This window comes from Streptomyces sp. NPDC102279, assembly GCF_044766365.1.
Classification (GTDB): domain Bacteria; phylum Actinomycetota; class Actinomycetes; order Streptomycetales; family Streptomycetaceae; genus Streptomyces.
In genome coordinates this window covers 215,945-239,037 of the sequence record NZ_JBIWLU010000012.1, presented here as the reverse complement: position 1 = coordinate 239,037, position 23,093 = coordinate 215,945, and the positions used below count along the sequence as shown (strand labels likewise).

21 protein-coding genes are annotated in these 23,093 nt (G+C 72.8%); 11 read left to right on the top strand and 10 right to left on the bottom strand.

Annotated elements, in window-relative coordinates; genetic code table 11:
* Nucleotides 1-58: 58 nt before the first annotated feature.
* On the top strand, nt 59-1,879 hold the full coding sequence (locus ACIRQH_RS30020) for a beta-galactosidase family protein (protein ID WP_404227781.1): 1,821 nt from the start codon (nt 59-61) through the stop codon (nt 1,877-1,879).
* Here ACIRQH_RS30020 and ACIRQH_RS30015 read toward each other — a convergent pair.
* Complete coding sequence (locus ACIRQH_RS30015; RefSeq protein ID WP_404227778.1) at nt 1,765-4,896, bottom strand: endo-alpha-N-acetylgalactosaminidase family protein; 3,132 nt, start codon at nt 4,894-4,896, stop codon at nt 1,765-1,767. The two genes, ACIRQH_RS30020 and ACIRQH_RS30015, sit on opposite strands and share 115 nt — an antisense overlap.
* A 204-nt stretch (nt 4,897-5,100) precedes the next feature.
* Between ACIRQH_RS30015 and ACIRQH_RS30010 the strand changes: the two genes are divergently transcribed.
* On the top strand, nt 5,101-5,547 hold the full coding sequence (locus ACIRQH_RS30010) for a GNAT family N-acetyltransferase (protein ID WP_358817012.1): 447 nt from the start codon (nt 5,101-5,103) through the stop codon (nt 5,545-5,547).
* Nucleotides 5,548-5,674: 127 nt separating this feature from the next.
* Here the strand turns inward: ACIRQH_RS30010 and ACIRQH_RS30005 are convergent, their stop codons facing one another.
* Nucleotides 5,675-6,457: a serine protease gene (locus ACIRQH_RS30005; RefSeq protein WP_358817011.1), complete on the bottom strand. Its 783-nt coding sequence runs from the start codon at nt 6,455-6,457 to the stop codon at nt 5,675-5,677.
* A 219-nt stretch (nt 6,458-6,676) separates the two neighbouring features.
* Between ACIRQH_RS30005 and ACIRQH_RS30000 the strand changes: the two genes are divergently transcribed.
* Nucleotides 6,677-7,570, top strand: a complete 894-nt coding sequence (locus ACIRQH_RS30000) for a hypothetical protein (protein WP_404227775.1) — start codon at nt 6,677-6,679, stop codon at nt 7,568-7,570.
* Between the two features lie 161 nt (nt 7,571-7,731).
* The gene (locus ACIRQH_RS29995) at nt 7,732-8,478 is read left to right on the top strand and encodes an ankyrin repeat domain-containing protein (protein ID WP_358817009.1); all 747 of its coding nucleotides are present in this window, start codon (nt 7,732-7,734) and stop codon (nt 8,476-8,478) included.
* A gap of 184 nt (nt 8,479-8,662) precedes the next feature.
* On the opposite strand, the gene ACIRQH_RS29990 is transcribed toward ACIRQH_RS29995, so the two are convergent.
* Nucleotides 8,663-9,577, bottom strand: a complete 915-nt coding sequence (locus ACIRQH_RS29990) for an SDR family oxidoreductase (protein WP_388875196.1) — start codon at nt 9,575-9,577, stop codon at nt 8,663-8,665.
* Nucleotides 9,574-10,368, bottom strand: coding sequence for an SDR family oxidoreductase (locus tag ACIRQH_RS29985; RefSeq protein WP_404227772.1), 795 nt, complete (start codon nt 10,366-10,368; stop codon nt 9,574-9,576). Before ACIRQH_RS29985 ends, ACIRQH_RS29990 begins: the two co-directional genes overlap by 4 nt.
* Nucleotides 10,369-10,450: 82 nt before the next feature.
* Here ACIRQH_RS29985 and ACIRQH_RS29980 point away from each other — a divergent pair, with 82 nt between their 5' ends.
* Genes ACIRQH_RS29980 through ACIRQH_RS29965 form a run of 4 tightly spaced genes read left to right on the top strand, consistent with a single transcriptional unit; the run spans nt 10,451 to nt 13,930 of the window.
* Nucleotides 10,451-11,203: an enoyl-CoA hydratase family protein gene (locus tag ACIRQH_RS29980; RefSeq protein WP_388875198.1), complete on the top strand. Its 753-nt coding sequence runs from the start codon at nt 10,451-10,453 to the stop codon at nt 11,201-11,203.
* Nucleotides 11,200-12,066 carry a CoA transferase subunit A gene (locus ACIRQH_RS29975; RefSeq protein WP_388875200.1) on the top strand — a complete coding sequence of 289 codons (867 nt, stop codon included), beginning with the start codon at nt 11,200-11,202 and terminating at the stop codon, nt 12,064-12,066. The genes ACIRQH_RS29980 and ACIRQH_RS29975 overlap by 4 nt, the downstream gene beginning before the upstream one ends.
* Nucleotides 12,063-12,866 carry a CoA-transferase subunit beta gene (locus tag ACIRQH_RS29970; protein WP_388929780.1) on the top strand — a complete coding sequence of 268 codons (804 nt, stop codon included), beginning with the start codon at nt 12,063-12,065 and terminating at the stop codon, nt 12,864-12,866. Before ACIRQH_RS29975 ends, ACIRQH_RS29970 begins: the two co-directional genes overlap by 4 nt.
* The gene (locus ACIRQH_RS29965; RefSeq protein ID WP_404227768.1) at nt 12,866-13,930 is read left to right on the top strand and encodes an NAD(P)H-dependent flavin oxidoreductase; all 1,065 of its coding nucleotides are present in this window, start codon (nt 12,866-12,868) and stop codon (nt 13,928-13,930) included. Before ACIRQH_RS29970 ends, ACIRQH_RS29965 begins: the two co-directional genes overlap by 1 nt.
* Nucleotides 13,931-13,993: 63 nt before the next feature.
* Here the strand turns inward: ACIRQH_RS29965 and ACIRQH_RS29960 are convergent, their stop codons facing one another.
* The 3 genes from ACIRQH_RS29960 to ACIRQH_RS29950 are packed head-to-tail and all read right to left on the bottom strand — an operon-like array spanning nt 13,994 to nt 16,607.
* A complete protein-coding gene (locus ACIRQH_RS29960; RefSeq protein WP_388929782.1) occupies nt 13,994-15,151 on the bottom strand; it encodes an acetyl-CoA C-acetyltransferase in 1,158 nt (385 codons plus the stop codon).
* A 37-nt stretch (nt 15,152-15,188) separates the two neighbouring features.
* Nucleotides 15,189-15,800: a TetR/AcrR family transcriptional regulator gene (locus tag ACIRQH_RS29955; RefSeq protein WP_388875210.1), complete on the bottom strand. Its 612-nt coding sequence runs from the start codon at nt 15,798-15,800 to the stop codon at nt 15,189-15,191.
* A 15-nt stretch (nt 15,801-15,815) separates the two neighbouring features.
* Complete coding sequence (locus tag ACIRQH_RS29950; RefSeq protein ID WP_404227765.1) at nt 15,816-16,607, bottom strand: SDR family oxidoreductase; 792 nt, start codon at nt 16,605-16,607, stop codon at nt 15,816-15,818.
* Nucleotides 16,608-16,707: 100 nt separating this feature from the next.
* Here ACIRQH_RS29950 and ACIRQH_RS29945 point away from each other — a divergent pair, with 100 nt between their 5' ends.
* Nucleotides 16,708-17,853, top strand: coding sequence for an acyl-CoA dehydrogenase family protein (locus ACIRQH_RS29945; RefSeq protein WP_404227762.1), 1,146 nt, complete (start codon nt 16,708-16,710; stop codon nt 17,851-17,853).
* Entirely contained in the window at nt 17,853-18,851 is a 999-nt protein-coding gene (locus ACIRQH_RS29940; protein WP_404227760.1) for an acyl-CoA dehydrogenase family protein, read from the top strand. The genes ACIRQH_RS29945 and ACIRQH_RS29940 overlap by 1 nt, the downstream gene beginning before the upstream one ends.
* Here the strand turns inward: ACIRQH_RS29940 and ACIRQH_RS29935 are convergent.
* The 3 genes from ACIRQH_RS29935 to ACIRQH_RS29925 form a co-directional block, all read right to left on the bottom strand.
* Complete coding sequence (locus tag ACIRQH_RS29935) at nt 18,826-20,451, bottom strand: cytochrome bc complex cytochrome b subunit (protein WP_388875222.1); 1,626 nt, start codon at nt 20,449-20,451, stop codon at nt 18,826-18,828. The genes ACIRQH_RS29940 and ACIRQH_RS29935 overlap by 26 nt on opposite strands.
* Nucleotides 20,452-20,640: 189 nt before the next feature.
* Nucleotides 20,641-21,195: a HutD family protein gene (locus ACIRQH_RS29930; RefSeq protein ID WP_404227758.1), complete on the bottom strand. Its 555-nt coding sequence runs from the start codon at nt 21,193-21,195 to the stop codon at nt 20,641-20,643.
* A complete protein-coding gene (locus tag ACIRQH_RS29925) occupies nt 21,192-21,911 on the bottom strand; it encodes a vWA domain-containing protein (protein WP_388875227.1) in 720 nt (239 codons plus the stop codon). Before ACIRQH_RS29925 ends, ACIRQH_RS29930 begins: the two co-directional genes overlap by 4 nt.
* Before the next feature lie 157 nt (nt 21,912-22,068).
* Between ACIRQH_RS29925 and ACIRQH_RS29920 the strand changes: the two genes are divergently transcribed.
* Nucleotides 22,069-22,971: a chitosanase gene (locus ACIRQH_RS29920; RefSeq protein WP_358816994.1), complete on the top strand. Its 903-nt coding sequence runs from the start codon at nt 22,069-22,071 to the stop codon at nt 22,969-22,971.
* Nucleotides 22,972-23,093 lie beyond the last annotated feature (122 nt).

Genomic DNA, 23,093 nt, shown 5'->3' with positions numbered 1-23,093 from the left:
CAATCAGCGCTGATCTTTGTCCATGGACGCGGCCGCCGCCAGGGGTGATCGTGTGGCCATGAGCGAGTTCACGGTGGGGGACACCGATTTTCTGCTGGACGGGCGCCCGGTGCGGCTGGTGTCCGGCGCGCTGCACTACTTCCGGGTGCACGAGGGGCAGTGGGCGCACCGGCTGGGGATGCTGCGGGCGCTCGGGCTGAACTGTGTGGAGACGTACGTCCCGTGGAACCTCCACGAGCCGCGTCCCGGTGAGGTCCGTGACGTGGGGCAGCTGGGCCGTTTCCTGGACGCGGCGCGGGCCGCGGGGCTGTGGGCGATCGTGCGGCCGGGCCCGTACATCTGCGCCGAGTGGGAGAACGGCGGCCTGCCGCACTGGCTGACGGGGCGGGCGCGGACGCGGGACCCGGAGTATCTGCGGCAGGTGGAGCGCTGGTTCCGGGTGCTGCTGCCGGAGGTCGTGTCGCGGCAGGTCGACCGCGGCGGGCCGGTGCTGATGGTGCAGGTGGAGAACGAGTACGGCAGTTACGGATCGGACCAGGTGTATCTGGGGTGGCTGGCGGGGCTGTTGCGCGCGGAGGGCGTGCGGGTGCCGCTGTTCACGTCCGACGGGCCCGAGGACCACATGCTGACGGGCGGGTCGGTGCCGGGGGTGCTGGCGACGGCGAACTTCGGGTCGGGGGCGCGCGAGGCGTTCGCGACGCTGCGCCGGCACCGGCCGTCGGGTCCGCTGATGTGCATGGAGTTCTGGTGCGGCTGGTTCGACCACTGGGGTGCGGAGCACGTGGTCCGTGATCCGCGGGAGGCGGCGGACGCGCTGCGGGAGATCCTGGAGTGCGGGGCGTCGGTGAATCTGTACATGGCCCACGGCGGGACGAGTTTCGCGGGCTGGGCGGGCGCCAACCGGGGCGGTGAGCTGCACGAGGGGGCGCTGGAGCCCGACGTGACGTCGTACGACTACGACGCTCCGATCGATGAACTGGGGCGCCCCACCGAGAAGTTCTGGCTCTTCCGGGAGATTCTCGCCGCGTATGCCGAGGGGCCGCTGCCCGATGTGCCGCCCGCCCTTGCGGCGTTGGGCGCGGACGCGGAGGCCGGGCTCGGCGGCTGGGCGTCGCTGGACGAGGTGCTGGAAGCGGTGGGGGGCGAGGAGGCCGAGTACGCGGTGCCGCCCACGTTCGAGGAACTGGACGTGGACCGGGGCCTGGTGAAGTACGAGGTGACCGTGCCGGGGCCGCGGCAGCCGTATCCGCTGTTCGTGAGCGGGCTGCGGGATCTGGCGGTGGTGTCCGTGGACGGGGTGCGGGCCGGGGTGCTCACCGAGGACGAGCCGCGCCTCGAGGAGCCGGTCGCGGGTCCCGCGCGGGTGGAGCTGTGGGTGGAGTCGCTGGGACGGGTCAACTACGGTCCGCGCACCGGCGAGCCGAAGGGCATCACCGGGGGTGTGCTGCACGAGCGGCAGTATCTGCACGGGGTGCGGGCGCGGGCGCTGCGGCTGGACGCGCTGGACGGGGGCGTGGGGCGGGTGCCGTTCGGCGAGGTGCCCGCGGACGGCTCCCCCGGCCTGTACCGCGGCACCGTGGAGGTGTGCGGGGCCGGGGACGCATTCCTCGAACTCCCGGGTTGGACACGGGGGTTCGTCTGGGTCAACGGGTTCGGGCTGGGCCGGTACTGGTCCACGGGACCGCAGCGGGCGCTGTACGTGCCCGGTGCGGTCCTGCGGGAGGGCGTGAACGACGTGTGGGTGCTGGAGCTGGAGGCGGCGGGTCAGTCCGTCTCGGTCACCTCGAACGAGTCGAGGGTGAACTCGGCGGTGCCGTCGTCGCCGGTCTTGCGCAGGCCGACCCAGGCCTCACCGGTGTCAGGGGCGGTGAACTCGTAGGTGTGAGTGGCGGGCCGGGTCGCGACGGGGAGGTCCGTGCGGCTGAGTTCGCGGGTCCGCGCGCCCTCGTCCACGGCGGTGATCCAGGCGTACTGTCCGGCCTTCTCGTTCTCGTGGCGGAAGGTGACCCGGTAGCGCCTGCCCGGCTGGAACCGGACCGTGTGGGGCACGGTCCGGTGGACCAGGCCGTCGTTCTCGCCGCGTGACTTGAGGGACTGGGTGCCGTCGACGACGTCGTCGATCGCCTTGCCGTTCCAGCCGCGTCCGGTGAACGGCGCGTGCCGCTGGGCGATGTGGGTGCGCGGGTCGGTGACGCCGCCCGCGTCGCCCTTCACGAAGGGGCCCCAGCCCTGCGGGACGTGCTCGAAGTCCTCGTGGACGAGGGTGCCGGGTGCGGTGGCGGCGCGGACGGCGGGCACGACGCGGACGTCGGCGAACCGCACGCGTGCCTGCCCGGCCGCCGCGCCGAGTGTGAGCTGCACGGGGCCGCCGCCCTCGGGGACGGTGAAGTAGGTGAACATCCGCTGGAAGCGGGTGCCGTGCTTGCGGTCGGCGGCGACGTGGTTGCCCGCGGTGGACGTGCGGGTGGTGTTGGCGGCGGTGACACCGTCGGCCGTACGGACCCGGAGCGAGGCCTCGCGGCGGTCGTCCGCGCTCGCGCCGACCTCGACCTGTACGGAGGCGGCGTACGTTCCCGGCTGGAGGCGGCTCAGCCGCTGGGAGACGGTGGCGGCGGCGCCGGCGGCGATGTTCAGTTCGTGGTCGCCGAGGGCGTTGAGCTCGACGGAGGCGGGTCCGTCGACCGTCCAGCCTTTCAGGGAGCCGGAGTTGAAGCCGGGGTCGTGGAGCGGGGTGGCCTCGCCCCAGCCGGGGTCGGCCGCGTCGGCGACCCGGGTGCGGTGGAGGACGTACGGCTGTCCGGCGCTCGCGTCGAGGGTGACGCGGCCGGAGCGGACGGGGACGTACGTCTGGAACCTGCGTCCCTGGTCGGTCAGCCGGTACAGGGCGACCCGGGACAGGCCCTCCCAGGTCTTCGGGAGGCGCCAGCTGCTGCTGCCGCCGGCGGGGTTGTAGTGGTAGAGCTTCGTGGCCTGCCGGGGGTCCCAGGGCAGCAGGTAGGTGCCGCCGTCGTAGACGAGGCGTCCCTCGGTGGTGATGCGGCGGGTGCCGTCGGTGTCGGACACGGCGGTCACGGAGGTGGTCGTGCCGAAGGTGATCTCGTGCTCGCCCCAGGTGCGGATCGGGTACGCCTGGAGGTACTTGGCGGGAAGGGAGTGGGTCCAGATCAGGTCGTGGAAGGCGGTCCAGTCGGTCTTGCCGGTCCAGCCCTCGAAGTTGCCCATGCGGGGAACGCCCAGCAGGGTGGGCCACTTGTCGGCGAAGACGTCCTTCTGGTGGTTGCGGACGAAGCGGATGAGCTGCGAGTTGATGCCGCGGGACGTGTCGGGGCCGTAGTCCGTCTCGGTCGCCCAGTGCGACCACAGGGTGGAGCGCTCCAGTCCGTGGCCCCACTCGGAGGTGACGTGCCAGCCCTGGTCGCGCAGGGCGCGCTGGAGGCGGTCGGAGTTCCATCCGGACTCGCGGAACACGTCGATGTAGAGGGAGTTGAGCGCCGGGTCGGCGTCCCGGCGCAGGTCGGCGAAGCGGCGGACGATGTCGCCGGAGACGAGGTCGCGGCGGGCGTCGATGCGGTAGCTCTGGTCGAGCCAGTCCCACTGCGGGTCGTCCTTGTCGACGAGCGTCTCGGAGAAGGCGTGGGCGACGGGGTAGGACTCGGTGGCGTTGACGTGCACGGCGAAGTCGCTGTTCCACTTCCTTCCCGCCCGGACCAGGGTGTTGAGGTCGTCGAGGCCGCCGGCGCGCTCGTTGTAGTTGCCCGCGTAGTCGGGGTGGGCGGAGTCGTGGCCTTCCGACTGGTAGCCCTTGAGGATCGTGAACTGCCGCAGTCCGTCGGTCGCGAGGGAGATCCGCTTGACGTTGTCGAGGGTCGCGAGGAACGGGTTGGTTGCCTGCGAGGCGAAGTTGAAGGGGATGTGCGGCACGACACGCCGGTAGGTGTCCTCGGCGCCGAGCGGGGTGACCATGATGTCGCGGAAGGCGATCGCCGCGTCCTGCCAGTCGATCACCCCGTCGCCGTTGCGGTCGCCGGTGACGACGACGGTGGCGTACGGCAGCGGCTCGGTGTCGGTCGCGCCGGCGGCGCGGTGGGTCCACTGGCCGGGGGCGAGGCGGGCCTCGCCGTAGCCGTCCTTGCGGACGGTCCGGTGCCAGAGTCTGCCGTTCTCCCAGGAGGTGGCGGCGTCGGGCTTGTCGTAGACGGTGTTGGTCTCCAGCGCGCCGGCGAGCCCGTGGTGGGCGACGACGGCGTACGCGCAGCCGGTGGCCGCCTCCGCCGGGCCGTCCGCGGTCGGCGTGACCAGGGTGTCCCCGCTCTTGGCCTGGTCGAGCTGGACGCGGGCGGCGAGGAGTTGGGCGCCCGGCTGGTCGCTGCGGACGGCGAGCAGGGCGAGGTCGGGGATCTCCAGGGTGCCGACGGGAAGGGCGTCCGTTTCGTCGACGGCGGTGACCCGCCAGGTCACGCGGCGGTCCGTGACGGCGATCTCGACGTCGATGGTGGTGCCGCCGGTGAAGGCCAGGCGGTAGGCGGCCGAGGCGGCGCCGGGGGCGGCGGTGACCGTCGGGGTGTGCGCGGTGCCGTCCACGAGGACGGAGGTGACCGGGTCGGACTGGCCGTGCAGCACCGCGCCGGTGGCGCGGTCGGTGTAGGTGACGATCCGCGGGAAGGCGGTGGCGACGCGGACGTCGAGGTGCGCGGAGCGCAGGGTGACGGTGTCGTCGCCGGGGGCGGCCGAGGCCACCGCGGGCAGGCCGAGCACGGCGCCGATCCCGGCGGCGGCTCCGGCCGCGACGACGGTGCGGCGGGTGGGGGTGAACGTGTCTGAGGGCTGCAAGGCTCTCCTCCTGGGGGGCGACGTTCCGGGGCGCCAGACTGCGTCGCGCGGGGCCGGTGTGCCCATGGACAAAGGAGGGGGAGCAGTTGGACTAACGGCCGCCGTCCGCCGCGCGTACGCCACGTGAGGGCCACACGGTGGGCCCGCGTCCCACCGCGTCACGTGCGGTGCGGGCCCGGGAACGGCCGCGGATCCCCGGAGCGGTCGCCGGCCCGGCCCGTCGGGGAAATCGGTTCGGCCCCGGACCCGGGCGTTGGCATACTCCCCGCCATGACCAGTCCACACCAGCAGCCCGTGAGCGCGTCGTTGCGGATCGGCGGCAAGGACGCCGATCTGGAACAGCGGCTCGACGACGAACTCACCGCGTTCAACGCGACGGCGACGGGAGCCGGCGCGCCCGAGCCGGTCTCGGTCCGGGTGACCGATGCCGACGGGGCACTCGTCGGCGGGCTCACCGCCTGGGTGTGGGGCAGTTGCTGCGCCGTCGACATGCTGTGGGTGCGGGCCGACCAGCGGCACGCGGGCTGGGGCGGCAGGCTGCTCCGGGCCGTCGAGGAGGAGGGCGCCCGGCGCGGCTGCACCGAGGTGATCGTCTCCTCCTTCACCTTCCAGGCCCCCGGCTTCTACCGCGGGCACGGATACCGGGAGACCGGCCGCACCGAAGGCATCCCCGGCGGGCACCAGGACGTGCACTTCCACAAGGTGCTCGCCGGCTGACACCGTGCGGGTGCCCCCCGGCCCCGTGCCGCTCGTTCGCTGAACGCGCGACGGCGCCCACGACCAGGGTCGCGGGCGCCGCGGGCACGGACGGACAGACGGAAGACCGGGGCGGGCGGGTGAGGTGTTACAGCCCTGCCGCCGCCCTGGCTATGTCGGCGGCGAAGGTCGAGACCTCGCTGTACACGCCGGGGTAGCCGGGTTCGGCGCAGCCCTGGCCCCAGCTGACGATGCCGACCTGGAGGTAGGCGCCCGTGTCGTCCTTGCGGAACATGGGGCCGCCGGAGTCGCCCTGACAGGTGTCGACGCCGCCCTGCGCGACGAATCCGGCGCAGATCTCGTCACCGGGGACGAGGTCGCTGCCGTACGCCTGCTTGCAGGTGGCGTCGTCGACGAAGGGGACGGTGGCCTTGAGGAGGTAGCGCTGCTGCGCGCCGCCCTCGCGGGCCGCGCCCCAGCCGGCGATGGTGAAGTTGCCGTTGTTGTAGGCGGTGGTGGTGGCGATCTTCAGGGTGGGCAGTTCGATCGGCTTGGCGAGTTTGATGAGCGCCCAGTCCTTGCCCTTGCCGTTGTAGCCGGGAGCCTGGAGGACCTTCGTCGACTTGACCTTGACGGCGCTGCCGCTCTGCAGGTCGACGACGCCGGCGGTGGCGGTGATGGAGGTGTTGTTGCCCGAGCCGTTCACACAGTGCGCGGCGGTGAGGACGATGCTCTTGGTGTAGAGGGCGCCGCCGCAGCCCATGGAGAGGCGGACCATGAACGGGAACTCGCCCTGTGCGGCGCGGGTGCCGCCGACGACGGGCGCGGGGGCGGCCTGCGCGGTCAGCGGCTGGAGGGACGCGGCGGCGAGGACGACCGCCGCGACGGCGAGCAGTCTTCGGACGAGACGGGACTTCTTCGGAGACTTCAACGCGTTTCCTTTCGTGGGGGGTTGTGCGCCGGGCAGGGACACAGAAACGCGAACTGGCATGCTCCTGCCAAGCTGGTGGGGATTATGAGGACCGCCACCTGCCGCGGGCAAGAGCCGCAATCCGGCCAGACACGCCCGCGGCCGCGCCGCGTCCCCGGCCGCCGCGAGGAAGCCCGCCTACAGTGGAGGGGAGTTCCGGCGTCTTCAGGGGGTGCTGACGTGGCGAACGGCGGACCGGTCGAGCACGGCTTCCCTCACCTGGACACGGTGCGGGCGTCGGTCACCGCGCTCTGGAAACGGCTCTCGTACGACACCGTCCACAGCTTCTCGGCCAGCGTGGCGCCCGCCGACGTGGCGTTCGCCGACCTCGACGACCTGCATCTGGGCGCCCAGCGCGTGGCCCGCGAGATGGTGCGGCACTACCGTCTTCCGGACGCCCGGATGATCGTCGGCTTCCGCGAGATGACCCACGCGGCGAACGTCGAACTCGCCGCGGGACCCGAGTACTTCATCGAGCTGAACGACCGCTTCCGCACCCACCGCAGGGACATCGGCGCCGCCCTCGCCCACGAGGTGATGCACGTCTACCTGCACCGCCTCGACCTCGCCTTCCCCGGCACCCGCGACAACGAGATCCTCACCGACACCGCCGCGGCCTACCTCGGCGCGGGCTGGCTGCTCCTCGACGCCTACCGCGAGGACGCCGCGTCCTCGCAGAAGCTCGGCTATCTGACCCCGGAGGAGTTCGGGTACGTCCTCGCCAAGCGGGCCCTGGTGTTCGGCGAGGATCCCTCCGTGTGGTTCACCAGCCCGCAGGCGTACACCGCGTACACCAAGGGGATGGCGCAGGCCCGCCGCGACGAGCAGCAGCCGCCGCTGACCGCGGCCGGCTGGGCGGGCCGCCGCCGCTACGCCAAGGACCGCCGGCAGGCCCAGGAGCACCGCTCCCCCGACCCCGGGGGCGTCGCCTACGCGTTCGCCCCCGACGCCACCGGCCCGCTGCGCGTGTCCTTTTCCTGCCCGACCTGCCACCAGCGGATCAGAGTGCCGGTACGCGGCCGGGTCCGCGCACGGTGCGCGCTGTGCCGGACGGTGCTGGAGTGCGACACCTGACGCACGCGGCGGGTACGTGACGCACGCGCCGGCCGAGGCGCGACCACCGGCGGGCGACGGCCCCGGGACGGACCGAGGGCCGGCCACCGAGGGGTAAGGGGTGAGGCAGGACACCCCAAAAGTCTTTGCCTCGCGTGTCCTTGGCGAGCGAGGGTCGAGGGATGAGCACCGACGACCCCGCCGCCGCCCTCTTCCCCGCCCTGTACGAGGGGGACGAGGACACGGTCGTACGGCTGCTGCGGGCCGGGGTGAGTGCCGAGAGCGTGGACGAGGACGGCCAGAGCGCGTTGTACGCGGCGGCGGTGAGCGACCGGGCCGGGATCGTACGGCTGCTGCTGGCCGGCGGCGCCGACCCCGACCGGCTCAGTCTGGGCACGGACGCCGCCCTGTGCGGCGCGGCCTGCGGCGGGCACGTCGAGGTGGTGCGGGCCCTGCTCGGCGCCGGGGCGGGACCGGACACGGTGGAGGCGTTCGGCTTCACCGCGCTGACCTGGGCGCTGCGGTGCGGTCACACCGCGGTCGTGGAGCTGCTTCTCGCGGCGGGCGCGGACCCGGACAGGCCGGGCCCCTCGGGCGAGGCGCCGTTGGTGACGGCGGCCCGCCGGGGCTCCGTCGGCTGTGTGCGGGCCCTGCTCTCGCGCGGGGCGGGCGCGCGGGCCGAGGCGCTCGCGGAGGCGCGCCGTCTGCTCACCGTCGGTGTCGAGGCCGAGCTGCGTGCCGCTCTGGCCCGCACGCACGGACCCGGACACCGCTCGGTCACCCGGCGCCACGGATCCGCCGAGGGCATCACCATCGAGGTGGAACTCCTGGACGCCCAGGGCAGTCCGTTCGCGGGGGACGAGCTCCAGACGGGGCACACGGAGATCATCGCGCTGCTGACGGCTGCCATGAAACGGCCCGAGCGCTGAACGCCTCTTCCCGACCCACCCGGCGCTCGCACTTCCCGCCTCTCCCCTCCCCGGCCGCCGTCCTGCCCTCTTCTGTCCTCCCCGTCTCCGCCCTGCCGGTTTCCGCGTCGCCCGCCCCCCGCCCGGTCCTGCTCCGACCCTCCGACCGTCCGCCGCTTCGCCCTGTCCGGTCCCGCCCCGCGCTCTACTCCGCGCCGTACACCGCCCCCGGTGCCACCGCCTCCGTCAGGAGTTCGCGGGCCGCGTCGCCCGCCTCGGACGGGGTCCAGCGGGCCCCCTTGTCCGCGCTCGGGCCGGGCCGCCAGCCCTCCATCACGGTGATCCGGCCGCCCTCGGTCTCGAAGACGCGGCCGGTGACCCCGGCGCTCGCGGCCGATCCCAGCCAGACCACCAGCGGCGAGACGTTCTCGGGAGCCATGGCGTCGAAGCCACGGCCCGGCGCCGTCATCGTCTCGGCGAAGGTCCGCTCGGTCATCCGGGTGCGGGCGGCCGGGGCGATGACGTTGACCTGCACGCCGTAGCGGCCCATCTCGGCCGCGGCGACCAGCGTCAGGCCGACGATGCCCGCCTTCGCCGCGCTGTAGTTGCCCTGCCCGACCGACCCCGACAGGCCCGCTCCACTACTGGTGTTGACGACCCTGGCCGCCGGCGTACGGCCTGCCTTCGCCTCCGACCGCCAGTGCGCCGCCGCGTGCCGCAGCGGCAGGAAGTGCCCCTTGAGATGGACCCGCAGTACGGCGTCCCAGTCCTCCTCGTCGAGGTTGACGAGCATCCGGTCGCGCAGGAAGCCGGCGTTGTTGACCAGGGTGTCGAGTCGGCCGTACGTGTCCAGGGCGGCGCGGACGAGGGAGGCGGCGCCGTCGGTGGTCGCGATGTCGCCGCCGTGGGCCACCGCCTCGCCGCCGGCCGCGCGGATCTCCTCGACGACCCGGCGGGCCGGGCTGTCCGGCCCCGGGGCGCCGTCGAGGCCGACGCCGAGGTCGTTCACGACCAGCCGGGCACCCTCGGCGGCGTACGCCAGGGCGTGCGCCCTGCCGAGCCCGCGGCCCGCGCCCGTGACGATCACGACACGTCCCTCGCACAGCAGCGGTGCGCTCATGCCGGTTCTCCCTGCTGGTTCTCGTTGACGGTCGCGGCGTCGAGGAAGGCGGGCCGCTCGCCGCCTCCGTGGACGAGGATCGAGGCTCCACTGATGTAGGCGGCGGCGTCCGAGGCGAGGAAGACGGCGGCTCCGCCGACGTCGGACGGCCGCGCGAGACGGCCCAGCGGGACGGTACGGGCGACGGCCTCGACCCCGTCCTCGCCGCCGTAGTGCAGATGGGCCAGTTCGGTGCGGACCATGCCGACGACCAAGGTGTTGACCCTGATCTCCGGTGCCCACTCGACGGCCATGGAACGGGCCAGGTTCTCCAGCCCCGCCTTCGCCGCCCCGTAGGCCGCCGAGCCGGGCGAGGGCCGGGACCCGCTCACGCTCCCGATCATCACGATCGACCCGCGCGCCCGCCTGAGATGCTCGTACGCGGCGAGCGACGCGGTGAGCGGAGCGGTGAGGTTGAGCTCGATGACCCGGGCGTGCCGTTCGGCGTCCGCCGCGGCGAGCGGCCGGTAGGGGGCGCCGCCCGCGTTGTTGACCAGGACGTCGAGCCGCGGCAGGGACGCGAAGAAGTCCCGTACGGCGGCCGGGTCCCGCAGGTCGACCGGCACGAAGTCGGCCTTCTCCAGGCGGACTTCGGGGGGTCTGCGCGCGCAGACCACGACGTGCGCGCCCGCTCGGGCGAAGGCCCGCGCGATCCCGGCCCCGACCCCGCGGGTGCCGCCGGTGACGACGACCGTCCGGCCTTCCAGGTCCGCGGCGCCGCCGTCGTCGCCGGTGGTGTCCACGTTGTCCACAGGGCCTCCCGCACGGCCGCGATCGCTGCTAGCTTCGCATCACACCTAACAAACGTTTGGTGGAAAGGTAGCTGATGTGCCCATGGGTGTCTCCACCTCGTCCCCGGAAAAGGGGATTTCCGTCGTCACGGCCGACTACCCACCGGTGAACGCGCTGCCGGTGCGCGGCTGGTTCGAGCTGGCCGGCGCCGTCCGCGCGGCGGGCCGCGACCCCGAGGTCCGCTGCGTCGTCCTGGCGGCTGAGGGGCGCGGTTTCAACGCGGGCGTCGACATCAAGGAGATACAGCGCGACCCCACCGGCCACGAAGCGCTGATCGGCGCCAACCAGGGCTGCGCGGAGGCCTTCGCGGCGGTGTATGAGTGCGAGGTGCCCGTCGTCGCGGCGGTGCAGGGCTTCTGCCTGGGCGGCGGCGTGGGCCTCGCGGGGAACGCGGACGCGATCGTGGCGAGCGAGGACGCCTCCTTCGGCCTGCCCGAGCTGGACCGAGGGGCCCTCGGCGCGGCCACGCACCTGGCCCGGCTCGTCCCCCAGCATCTGATGCGCGCCCTGTACTACACCTCGCGCACGGCCACCGCGGCCGAGCTGCACGCGCACGGCTCGGTCTGGAAGGTCGTCCCGCGCGAGGAACTGCGTTCGGCGGCGCTGGGGCTGGCGCGGGAGATCGCCGCGAAGGACGGGCGGCTCATCCGTCTCGCCAAGGCCGCCGTCAACGGCATCGACCCCGTCGACGTGCGCCGCAGCTACCGCTTCGAGCAGGGCTTCACCTACGAGGCCGGCTTCGGCGGAGTGGCCGGCCGCGTCCGCGACACCTTCGGCAAGGAGGCCCCCCGGTGAGCGACAAGACCATGTCGGCGCAGGACGTCGTCGGCCGGCTGGAGAGCGGGATGACGCTCGGTATCGGCGGCTGGGGTTCACGGCGCAAGCCGATGGCCCTGGTGAGAGCGCTGCTCCGCTCCGGGATCACCGACCTGACCGTCGTCGCCTACGGCGGGCCGGATGTCGGCCTGCTCGCGGCGGCCGGGCGTATCCGCAAGCTGGTGACCGCCTTCGCGACGCTCGACTCCATCCCGCTCGAACCGCACTTCCGCGCGGCCCGCGAGCGCGGCGCGTTCGAGCTGACGGAGGTCGACGAGGCGATGTTCATGTGGGGCCTGCACGCCGCCGCGAACCGGCTGCCGTTCCTCCCGGTGCGGGCGGGCATCGGCTCGGACGTGATGCGCATCAACCCGGCTCTCCGGACGGTCACTTCGCCGTATCCCGACCCGTCGTCCGGGGCGCGGGAGGAGCTCGTCGCCATGCCCGCCCTGCGCCTGGACGCGGCCCTGGTCCACATGAACCGCGCGGACCGCGCGGGCAACGGCCAGTACCTCGGCCCGGACCCGTACTTCGACGACCTGTTCTGCGAGGCAGCCGACACCGCGTACGTCTCGTGCGAGCGGATCGTCGACACGGCGGAGCTGACCAAGGAGGCCGCGCCGCAGACCCTGCTCCTCCAGCGGCCGGCCGTCACGGGCGTGGTGGAGACGCCGAACGGCGCGCACTTCACCTCCTGCGCCCCGGACTACGGACGCGACGAAGCCTTCCAGAAGCTGTACGCGACCACGCCGTACGAGGAGTTCGCCGAGCGCTTCCTCGCCGGTGACGAGCACGCCTACCAGAGCGCCGTCCAGGCCTGGCGGAAGGAGCGGGACCAGTGAGCGTCACCCGAGCCGAGTACTGCGTGATCGCCTGCGCCGAGACCTGGCGGGACAACGGCGAGGTGCTCGCCAGCCCCATGGGCCTCGTCCCGTCCGTCGGGGCCCGCCTCGCCCGGCACACCTTCGCCCCCGACCTGCTGCTGACCGACGGCGAGGCACTGCTCGTCGGCCCGGACGGCACCACGGAGGGCTGGCTGCCCTACCGGCGGCATCTGACGGCGGTGACCGGCGGGCGGCGGCACGTGATGATGGGCGCGAGCCAGATCGACCGCTTCGGCAACCAGAACATCTCCTGCATCGGCGACTGGGCCCGGCCCCGGCGCCAGCTCCTCGGGATGCGCGGCGCCCCGGTCAACACCTTGAACAACCCGACCAGTTACTGGATCCCCAAACACTCGACGCGGGTCTTCGTGGAGCGCGTCGACGTGGTGTGCGGGGTGGGGTACGACCGGGCCGCCGCCGCGGGCCCGAGCGCCACCCGCTTCCACCGTCTCCCCCGCGTGGTGACCGACCTCGCGGTCCTCGACTTCGCGACCCCCGACCACGCGATGCGGCTCGCCTCCGTCCACCCGGGCGTCACCCCCGATCAGGTCCGCGCGGCCACCGGGTTCGAGCTGACGATCCCGGCCGAGGTCCCGTTCACCCGCGAACCGACGGACCGGGAGCTGGAGTTGATCCGGACGGTGCTCGACCCGAAGGGGCTGCGGGACCGGGAGGTGCCCGACCCCGCCGGAGACGGCCGGGACCGCGCCGGCCGGGGCGGGGACGGCGGAGCCGCCGTGCGCGGGAGCGGGCGCTGATGGAGACCGCGCTGACCAGACTCGTCGGCGTGCGGCATCCGGTCGTGCAGACCGGCATGGGCTGGGTGGCGGGCCCCCGCCTGGTCTCGGCGACGGCGAACGCGGGGGCGCTGGGCATCCTCGCCTCCGCCACGATGACCCTCGACCACCTCCGGGACGCCGTACGCGAGGTCAGGTCCCGCACCGACCAGCCGTTCGGCGTGAACCTGCGCGCCGACGCGGCGGACGCCGGCGACCGGGTGCGGATCATCGTGGACGAAGGGGTGCGTGTCGCCTCGTTCGCGCTCGCCCCCTCCCGCGAGCTGATCGCCGAGCTGAAGGAGGCGGGTGTGGTCGTCGTGCCGTCCGTCGGCGCCCGACGGCACGCCGAGAAGGTCGCCGACTGGGGCGCCGACGCCGTGATCGTGCAGGGCGGCGAGGGCGGCGGGCACACCGGCGAGGTGGCGACGAGCGTGCTGCTGCCGCAGGTCGTCGACGCCGTGGACATCCCGGTGGTGGCGGCGGGCGGCTTCCACGACGGCCGGGGACTGGTGGCGGCGCTGGCCTACGGGGCGGCGGGCATCGCGATGGGCACACGGTTCCTGCTGACCTCCGACTCGACGGTGCCCGACGCGGTGAAGGCGAGATACCTCGCGGCGACGGTCAGGGACGTCACGGTGACGACGGCCGTCGACGGGATGCCGCACCGCATGCTGCGCACCGACCTCGTCGACGCGCTGGAGCGGGCGGGCCGCACGAGGACATTCGCCCGGGCCGTGCGCCGGGCCGCCGGTTTCCGGCGCCTCTCCGGCCTGACCTGGTCCCGGATGATCCGCGACGGCCTCGCCATGAAGCACGGCAGGGACCTGACCTGGAGCCAGGTCCTGCTCGCCGCCAACACCCCGATGCTTCTCAGGTCGTCCATGGTCGACGGCCGGACGGACCTCGGGGTGATGGCATCGGGCCAGGTGGCCGGCGTGATCGACGACCTGCCGTCATGCGAGGAGCTGATCGCACGGGTGATGCGGGAGTCCCGGGAAACCCTCGACCGGCTTGCGGGCCCGGGAGTCTCGATACCGCACTGACGTGCACGACCGTGGCGTCGGGGCCCGGACGGCGCTCGCGTCCGGGCCTTGCCCCGGCCTTCCTCAGAGGCGTTCGATGATCGTCACGTTGGCCTGGCCGCCGCCCTCGCACATCGTCTGGAGGCCGAAGCGGCCGCCGGTGCGCTCCAGTTCGTGGAGCAGGGTGGTCATCAGCCGGACGCCGGTCGCGCCGAGCGGGTGGCCGAGGGCGATCGCACCGCCGTTGACGTTGACCCGGTCCGGGTCCGCGCCGGTCTCCTTGAGCCAGGCGAGGACCACCGGGGCGAACGCCTCGTTGATCTCGACGAGGTCGATGTCGCCGATGGACATGCCGGTCTTCTTCAGGGCGTGGGCGGTGGCCGGGATGGGGGCGGAGAGCATCCGGATCGGGTCCTCGCCCCGTACGGAGAGGTGGTGCACCCGGGCGCGCGGGGTGAGGCCGTGTTCGCGGACCGCCCGCTCGGAGGCGAGCAGCATCGCGGCGGCGCCGTCGGAGACCTGGGAGGAGCAGGCGGCGGTGATGGTGCCTCCCTCGACGACCGGCTTCAGGCCCGCCATCTTCTCCAGCGAGGTGTCCCGGCGCGGCCCCTCGTCGACGGCGACCTCGCCGAACGGGACGGTCTCGCGGCCGAAGCGGCCCTCGTCGATGGCGCGGATCGCGCGCTGATGCGAGCGGAGGGCGAACTCCTCCTGATCGCGGCGGCTGATGCCCCACTTGGCGGCGATGAGTTCGGCACCGTGGAACTGGTTGACGGGGCGGTCACCGTAGCGCGCCCGCCAGCCCTCGCTGCCCGCGAAGGGTCCCTCGGTGAGGCCCAGCGGTTCGGCGGCCCGGCGGGAGGCGAAGGCGATCGGGATCTGGCTCATGTTCTGCACGCCGCCGGCGACCACCAGGTCCTGGGTGCCGGACAGGACGCCCTGGGCGGCGAAGTGCACGGCCTGCTGCGAGGACCCGCACTGCCGGTCCACGGTGACGCCCGGCACCTCCTCGGGCAGTCCGGCTGCCAGCCAGCAGGTGCGGGCGATGTCACCGGCCTGCGGCCCGACCGTGTCCAGACAGCCGAAGACGACGTCCTCGACGGCTGCCGGGTCCACGCCGGACCGCTCGACCAGCGCGGTGAGCACGTGCGCGCCGAGGTCGGCCGGGTGGACCGCGCCGAGCCCTCCCCGGCGCCGCCCGACAGGCGTGCGGACCGCTTCGACGATGTAGGCCTCGGCCATGACGACTCCCTCGCGAGGATGAGTGGTTCACGTTCGGCTACGTGCGGACGGAGATCCCGTCGAGCACCATCGACAGGTACTGCCGGGCGATCTCCTCGGGGCTGTGCCGGCCACCGGGCCGGTACCAGGACGCGGCGACCCACACGGTGTCCCGGACGAAGCGGTAGGTCAGCCGGATGTCGAGGTCGGCCCGGAAGACCTCGGCGTCGACACCGCGCTCCAGCGTGCTCAGCCACGCCTTCTCGAAGTTGCGCTGCGACTCTGCGAGGAACGCGAAGCGCTCCTGCACGGCGAGGTGACGGGCCTCCTTCTGGTAGATCGCGACGGCCGCGCGGTGCCGGTCGATCTCCCGGAAGGACTCGGTGACCAGGGCCTCCAGGGTCTCCCGGGGGTCCAGTCCGGCTTCCAGGACGGTGTCGTAACCGTCCCAGAGCTCGTCGAGGAAGGTCCGCAGGATCTCCTCCAGCATCGATTCCTTGGAGTCGAAGTGGTAGTAGAGGCTGCCCGCGAGCATTCCGGCCTCGTCCGCGATCCTGCGGACGGTGGTGGCGTTGTAGCCCTGCTCGGCGAAGACCTCGGCGGCGGTGCCGAGCAGTTCGCGGCGGCGCTCCGGGGTCGCGGTCACCTGGGGCTTCTTCTTGGTAGGCACACGGTCATTGTCGTCCTATGCGTGCTGGCTGCTCACGGACACGACCTCGCCGGTGAGATACGAGGAGTAGCCGGACGCGAGGAACACGATCACGTTGGCGATCTCCCAGGGCTCGGCGTACCGGCCGAAGGCCTCCCGGGCGGTGAGTTCCTCCAGCAGTTCGGGCGTGGTCACCTTCACCAGGTGCGGGTGCATGGCGAGGCTCGGCGAGACGGCGTTGACCCGGACCCCGTATGCGGCGGCCTCGATCGCCGCGCACCGGGTGAGCGCCATGACGCCGGCTTTCGCGGCGGCGTAGTGGGCCTGCCCGGACTGGGCCCGCCAGCCGACGACGGAGGCGTTGTTGACGACGACTCCCCCGCCGCCCTGCTCCTTGAGCCGCCGCAGCGCGGCCCGGGTGCACCGGAAGGTGCCGTTCAGTGTCACGTCCAGCACGCGGGACCACTGCTCGTCGGTCATGTCGACGAGAGCCGATGTCCCGCCCAGGCCGGCGTTGTTGACGACGACGTCCAGGCGGTCGTGGATCCTGACGGTGGTGTCGAAGAGGGCCTGGACCTGCTCCTCGTCGGTGACGTCGCAGGGCAGCGCGGTGACGCGTCCGGCGCCGAACTCCCCGGCGAGTGCGGCGGCGGTCTCCTTGAGCCGGCGTGCGTGCGCGTCGCTGATCAGTACGCGCGCGCCCTCCTCCAGGAACCGGCGGGCGGTGGCGCCGCCGATGCCGGCCCCGGCCGCGGCGGTGATGACGGCGGTGCGGCCCTTCAGCAGCCCGTGCCCGGGGACGTACGCCGGACTCTCGACGTCGCTCATGACCCCAAGCTAACCTACCAAACACTTGTTAGGGAAGCGCCGTCACCCGGCGGAGCAGGACCCCCGCGGTCCCACCGCCCGCAGCCGAGAGGTGCCGCCGATGGATCTCACCCCCTCCCCCGCCGACGAGGCCTTCCGCGCCGAGGCCCGCGCCTGGCTGGGCGCGCATGTCCCGGCGGTCCCGCTGCCCTCGCTGGAGACCGAGGAGGGCTTCGCCGCGCACCGCGTCTGGGAGGCCGAACTCGCGGCGGACCGCTGGTCGGTGGTGTCGTGGCCCGCGGCCTACGGCGGCCGCGACGCGGACCTGATGCGCTGGCTGGCCTTCGAGGAGGAGTACCACGCGGCGGGGGCGCCCGGCCGGGTCGGGCAGAACGGGATCAGTCTGCTCGCGCCGACCCTCTTCGACCACGGCACCCCGGAGCAACGGGCGCGTGTGCTGCCGCCGATGGCGACGGGCGAGGTGGTCTGGGCGCAGGCGTGGTCCGAGCCCGAGGCCGGTTCCGACCTGGCGGCGCTGTCGTCGCGCGCGGTGCGGGTGGACGGCGGCTGGCGTCTGAACGGTCAGAAGACCTGGTCGTCGCGGGCCGCGTTCGCCGACCGCGCGTTCGGCCTGTTCCGCGGCGAGCCGGGCCTGGCGAAACCGCACCAGGGACTGACGTACCTGATGTTCGACCTGCGCGCGCCCGGCGTCACCGTGCGGCCCATCGGCCGGCTCGACGGCAGGCCGGCGTTCGCTGAACTCTTCCTGGACGACGTGTTCGTCCCGGACGAGGACGTGATCGGCGAGCCGGGGCAGGGTTGGCGGGTGGCGATGTCGACGGCGGGCAACGAACGCGGCCTGACGCTGCGTTCACCGGGCCGCTTCCTGGCCGCCGCCGACCGGCTGGTGGCACTGTGGCGCGAGCTCGGCGACCCGGCGGACTCGGCGCTGCGCGACCGGGTGGCCGACGCGGTGATCGGCGCCCGTGCCTACCAGTTGTTCACGTGTGCCAACGCCTCCCGGTTCCTCGACGGGGAGGACATCGGTCCGGAGTCCAGCCTGAACAAGGTGTTCTGGTCCGAGTTCGACATCGCGCTGCACGAGACGGCGCTCGATCTGCTGGGCGAGGAGGGCGGGTTGGCGGACAGCGTGTGGTCCGAGGGGCATGTCTTCGCGCTGGCCGGGCCGATCTACGCGGGCACCAACGAGATCCAGCGCGACATCATCGCCGAGCGGCTGCTCGGCCTCCCGAAGGGCCGCCGCTGATGCGTTTCCTGCTCGACGACGAACAGCGCGCCTTCGCCGCCTCCCTGGACGCGATGCTGTCCGCCGCGGACACCCCGTCGGCCGTACGGGCCTGGGCCGACGGCGATCTCGCGCCCGGCCGTGCCCTGTGGTCGCGCATTGCCGATGCCGGGGTCTTCGCGCTGGCCGTACCGGAGGTGTACGAGGGGGTCGGACCGCTGCCTCTCGAACTGGTCGTGGCGTTCGTGGAGTTGGGCCGGCACGCGATACCGGGGCCGGTGGTGGAGACGGTCGCGGCGGCCGCCCTGCTGAGCGGTCTGGGCGAGCGGGGCGAGTCGGGGCCGGCCGGACGACTGCTGCCGGGGCTGGCCTCGGGTGAGAGCGTCGCCACGCTCGCCGCGGACGGCGGGTACGCGCTCGACGCCGACGCCGCGAGCGTGCTGCTCTCCGTGCAGGGCGAGAGCCTGCACCTGGCGCCGGGCCACGGCCCGGTACGCGCGTCCGTGGACCGCGCCCGGCGCCTCGCCCGGCCGCAGACCGGCGGCGAACTCCTGGCGCGCGGACCACAGGTCACCCACGCCGCCCGCCGGGCGTTGACGTGGGCCCGGCTCGCGACCGCCGCCCAGGCGCTCGGCCTCGGCCTCGCGCTCCTCGACCGGACCGTCGCGTACGTCGGGCGGCGCACCCAGTTCGGTGTGCCCGTCGGTTCGTTCCAGGCGGTCAAGCACCGGCTCGCGGACGCGAGGATCGCCCTGGAGTTCGCCCGCCCCCTGCTGTTCGGAGCCGCCCTGTCGATGACGCCCGCCGACGTGGCCGCCGCCAAGGTCACGGCGGTGGAGGCGGCGTACACCACGGCCCGGACCGCGTTGCAACTGCATGGCGCGATCGGCTACACCGCCGAGTACGACCTGTCGCTCTGGCTCACCAAGGCGCGTCCCCTGCGCACCGCGTGGGGCACTCCCGCCGAGTGCCGGGTTCAGGTGCTGGCCGGTCTCAGTGGTGCCCGTCCCCGCTCGTGATCTCGCGGTACTCCTCCGCGGTCGGCTTCGGGACGCGGGCGGCGGGCCCGAGGAGGCCACGCGCCAGCCGGGCCCGCAGCCGCCGGGCGGGACCGGCCCGGCGGACCACGCCGTTAGCGTCGACCTGACGGCCCACCTCGAAGGGCGGTGCCTGTTCGTGCTGGGTGAGGGTGAACCGCTGGGCGGGGGTGAGGGGTTGGTGGACCTCGACGTACTCACCGTGCGGCAGTCTCCTGATGGTGCCCGACTCCCGGCCGTGCAACACCTTCTCGCGGTCGGCGTGTTGCAGCCCCAGGCAGACGCGCCGCGTGACGGCGAAGGCGAGGGCGGGCCCGACGAACACGCCGACGCGGACGAACCAGGTGATCGCGTTGATCGAGAGATGGAAGTGGGTGGCCCACAGGTCGTTGCCGCCGCCGACCAGCAGGATGGCGTACAGCGTCAGCCAGGCCACGCCGAGCGCGGTGCGGGTGGGGACGTTGCGCGGCCGGTCCAGGATGTGGTGCTCGCGCCGGTCGCCGGTGATCCACGCCTCGATGAACGGATAGACGGCGATGGCGGCCATGATGAGCGGGAACAGCGAGAACGGGATGAAGACACCCAACTGGAGGGTGTGGCCGAAGGCGTTGATCTCCCATCCCGGCATCACCCGGATCAGCCCCTCGGAGAACCCGAGGTACCAGTCGGGCTGCGCGCCGGTGGTCACCAGGTCGGGGCGGTAGGGCCCGAACGCCCACACCGGGTTGACGGTGGCGATCGCGCCCATGATCGACAGTACGCCGAAGACCAGGAAGAAGAAGCCGCCGGCCTTCGCCATGTAGACCGGCATGAACGGCATGCCGACGACCGACTTCTCGTCCTTTCCGGCCCCCGGATACTGCGTGTGCTTGTGGTAGAAGACCAGGATCAGGTGGGCGACGACCAGCCCCAGCATGATGCCCGGCAGCAGCAGGACGTGGATGGGGAAGAACCGCGGGATGATGTCGTGCCCCGGGAACTCGCCGCCGAACAGGAAGAAGGAGATGTACGTCCCGACGACCGGGATGGACAGGATCGCGCCCTGCGCGAAGCGGACGCCGGTGCCGGAGAGCAGGTCGTCCGGCAGCGAGTAGCCGGTCAGCCCGGTGAGCAGCCCGAGCATCAACAGGGTCCAGCCGAAAAGCCAGTTGACCTCGCGCGGCTTGCGGAACGCGCCGGTGAAGAACACCCGCATCATGTGCACGAGCATCCCGGCGAGGAAGACCAGCGCCGCCCAGTGGTGGATCTGCCGGATCAGGAGTCCGCCGCGCACGTCGAAGCTGATGTCCAGGGTGGACTCGTACGCCCTGGTCATGATGATGCCGTTCAGCGGCCCGTACGAGCCGTGGTAGACGACCTCGACGCCGCTGGGCTCGAAGAACAGGGTGAGGTAGACGCCCGTGATGATCAGGACGAGGAAGCTGTAGAGGCAGACCTCGCCCAGCATGAACGACCAGTGGTCCGGGAAGACCTTGCGCATGTTGGCCTTGGCCAGCGAGTAGATGCCCAGGCGGCCGTCAGCCCAGTCCGCCAGCCGCTCCCCCTTGGCCGTCTCGGCCCGCCGCCCCTCACGCACACCCATGACGCCCCCTCGGCCCCCAGGGTGCCACGCCCCCCGCCGTAAGCCAACGGTGCGTCGCCACACGGGAGTTGACTCGCCCCCTCCACCCCTGCCCGCCAGAGGGCATCGAGGACGAGGCCGTCACGCCGATGGGGGTCTGGGGGCGCGCCCCAGGTACGGGACGGGTAGGACGGAGGGGAGAAAGATCGTCTACGGGCCGACCCGGATCACCGCGACGGGCCCGGATCCCCGGAGTGTGGCGGGCTCCGCCGTGAGCAGCGCGGCGTCGTAGCGGCCGAGGGACAGCCCGCCGAGCTGCGCGGACCCGCCGAGCGCGACGACCAGCACGGCCGGCCCGGGCGCGACGGACACCCCGTCCCCGGGGAACACCACGTCGACAACCGGAACCGGCGAACCATCCCGGTTCCACATGACGTTGAGGTTCACGACGGGCCCCCCGAGCAGCCGGCACCCGGTGGGCAGGTCACCGGGAAAGCGCCGGGGCACGTACCGGGTGTCGACGAGCCGGTGTTCGTCCCCGACGGTCAGGTCCATCCCGGCGCCCTCGACCATGGTGAGGATCCGGTCCACCCCGGCGAAGGAGGAGAAGGGCCCGTCGGCGCCGACGTCGGCGAGGCTGACCCGCCAAGCGAAGCCGGCCATGTCCGCGCCCTCGGGGTGGACGACGATCTCCCGGGTGACTCCGCCGCCGTTCTTCCAGGGCACGTCTCCGCGCCCGGCGGCGGGCAGGAGGTGTGCGCTCACGTGACGATGCCCTGGGCCCGGGCGGAGGCCAGCCACCGCGGGAACTCCGCGACGAGCCGGTCGTACAGCTCCCCGTCGGTCACCTTCCGCGGGTCCGAACCGGCGTGGAAGAAACCGGCGTTGTCGACGACCCGCTTCTGCGGAACGGCCAACTCGTCGAGCCTGCGCAGGAATTCGAACTGCCTGCCGGCCGGGTCACCGAACCCTATGAACTGCCAGAACAGGGGAAGCCGGGCAGCCTTGCACACGTAGCGTTCGGCGGCGAGCTTGTTGATCGGTCCGCCGTCGGTCTGGAAGACGACGAGGGCGGGCGCCTTGGAGCCGCTGTCGAGGTAGTGGTCGATGACCGCGTCCATGGCGAGGTGGTAGCTGGTCCTGCCCATGTGGCCGAGTCCGGCCACGATCCGCTCGATCCGCCCGTCGTGATTGTCGAGCGCGATGTCGGTGACGGCGTCGACGTCGGTGGAGAAGAAGACGACGGGGACGGTGCCGTCGTCGTCGAGGTGGGCGGACAGCCCGAGCACCCGGTCGGCGAGGGCCTGCACGCTGCCGTCCTCGTAGTACGGCTTCATCGACCCGGAGTAGTCGACGACCAGGTAGACGGCGGCCCGTTGCCCGCTCAGCCCGTGCTTGGTGAGGGAGACCCCGGCGCTCTTGTAGAGGTCGACCAGCGCGGGCGCGGTCTCCTCGACCTTGGTCAGGCTGATTTTGGCCATGCGGGGCTCCCGTCGCACGAGGGTTGCGGTACGGCGAGGTTACGTCACGGCCCCGGCCCCGGTCGGCGCCCACCGGGGCGGGCGCGCGCGTGAACTTCGGGTGCGGCACACCTGTACGCCGTCCCCGCGCACAGCGTCCCTGCGTACCCTGTCCGTCATGAAACGTGCGGGTTTCCTGTTATTGGCGGTCGTTCCGGTCCTGGTCACGACAGCGGTGTACTTCGCGCTGCCCGAGCACCCGGCCAGAGCCGATGCCGGGACGCCCGCGCCGGCCGCGCGGCAGGGCCGCGAGCGGACCGGAGCGACGGCCGAGCGCGAGGGGGACGACGGCAGGAGGGTCGCCGCCGTGCCGGCGGGGCTCGCGGCCCCTGGCAAGAAGGAGGTGGCCCAGCAACTCGTGGCCAGTGCCGAGAACTCGACGCTCGACTGGCGCGAGGCGTACGCCTATGTCGAGGACATCGGAGACGGCCAGGGCTACACGGCGGGCATCATCGGCTTCTGCACCGGCACCCACGACCTGCTCACGCTCGTCGAGTCGTACACGAGCGCGCATCCGGACAATGGGCTCGCCCGCTACCTCCCGGCGCTGCGCGGGGTGGACGGCACGGACTCGCACGAGGGTCTGGACCCGGGCTTCCCGGCGGCCTGGCGTCACGAGGCGACGGTGCCCGCGTTCCGCGCGGCGCAGGACGCCGAGCGCGACCGGGTCTACTTCGACCCCGCCGTCCGGCAGGCGCGGCGCGACGGCCTCGGCACCCTCGGCCAGTTCATCTACTACGACGCGATGGTGATGCACGGCCCCGGCACCGGCGGCTACGGCTTCTACGGTCTGCGCGCCCGTGCGCTGCGCGAGGCGGAGCCCCCGTCGAAGGGCGGCGACGAGAAGGCGTACCTCGACAGGTTCCTGGACGTGCGCCGCGCGGCGATGCGGTCCCGGGACGCCCACCGTGACACCACGCGCATCGACACGGCCCAGCGCGTCTTCCTGCGTGAGGGGAACCTCGGCCTGGACACACCGCTGGTGTGGAAGGTGTACGGCGAGACGTACCGGCTGCGATAGCGCCCGGCCGGCGCGAACACGCCGGTACGGCACCGCCGTTGTGCGGGCATGCGGCGGCGCCTGCCAGGTCGTCCGGTCGGGGACAGGGAGGCAGGCGCCGTCTCGTGTTCCGTACGCCTTTG

Excerpts from the sequence above, each read along its gene's own strand:
- ACIRQH_RS30020 (WP_404227781.1), top strand. The coding sequence starts at position 59 with ATGAGCGAGTTCACGGTGGGGGACACCGATTTTCTGCTGGACGGGCGC.
- ACIRQH_RS30015 (WP_404227778.1), bottom strand. The coding sequence starts at position 4,896 with ATGGGCACACCGGCCCCGCGCGACGCAGTCTGGCGCCCCGGAACGTCG.
- ACIRQH_RS30010 (WP_358817012.1), top strand. The coding sequence starts at position 5,101 with ATGACCAGTCCACACCAGCAGCCCGTGAGCGCGTCGTTGCGGATCGGC.
- ACIRQH_RS29995 (WP_358817009.1), top strand. The coding sequence starts at position 7,732 with ATGAGCACCGACGACCCCGCCGCCGCCCTCTTCCCCGCCCTGTACGAG.
- ACIRQH_RS29990 (WP_388875196.1), bottom strand. The coding sequence starts at position 9,577 with ATGAGCGCACCGCTGCTGTGCGAGGGACGTGTCGTGATCGTCACGGGC.
- ACIRQH_RS29980 (WP_388875198.1), top strand. The coding sequence starts at position 10,451 with ATGGGTGTCTCCACCTCGTCCCCGGAAAAGGGGATTTCCGTCGTCACG.
- ACIRQH_RS29965 (WP_404227768.1), top strand. The coding sequence starts at position 12,866 with ATGGAGACCGCGCTGACCAGACTCGTCGGCGTGCGGCATCCGGTCGTG.
- ACIRQH_RS29960 (WP_388929782.1), bottom strand. The coding sequence starts at position 15,151 with ATGGCCGAGGCCTACATCGTCGAAGCGGTCCGCACGCCTGTCGGGCGG.
- ACIRQH_RS29950 (WP_404227765.1), bottom strand. The coding sequence starts at position 16,607 with ATGAGCGACGTCGAGAGTCCGGCGTACGTCCCCGGGCACGGGCTGCTG.
- ACIRQH_RS29945 (WP_404227762.1), top strand. The coding sequence starts at position 16,708 with ATGGATCTCACCCCCTCCCCCGCCGACGAGGCCTTCCGCGCCGAGGCC.
- ACIRQH_RS29940 (WP_404227760.1), top strand. The coding sequence starts at position 17,853 with ATGCGTTTCCTGCTCGACGACGAACAGCGCGCCTTCGCCGCCTCCCTG.
- ACIRQH_RS29935 (WP_388875222.1), bottom strand. The coding sequence starts at position 20,451 with ATGGGTGTGCGTGAGGGGCGGCGGGCCGAGACGGCCAAGGGGGAGCGG.
- ACIRQH_RS29925 (WP_388875227.1), bottom strand. The coding sequence starts at position 21,911 with ATGGCCAAAATCAGCCTGACCAAGGTCGAGGAGACCGCGCCCGCGCTG.
- ACIRQH_RS29920 (WP_358816994.1), top strand. The coding sequence starts at position 22,069 with ATGAAACGTGCGGGTTTCCTGTTATTGGCGGTCGTTCCGGTCCTGGTC.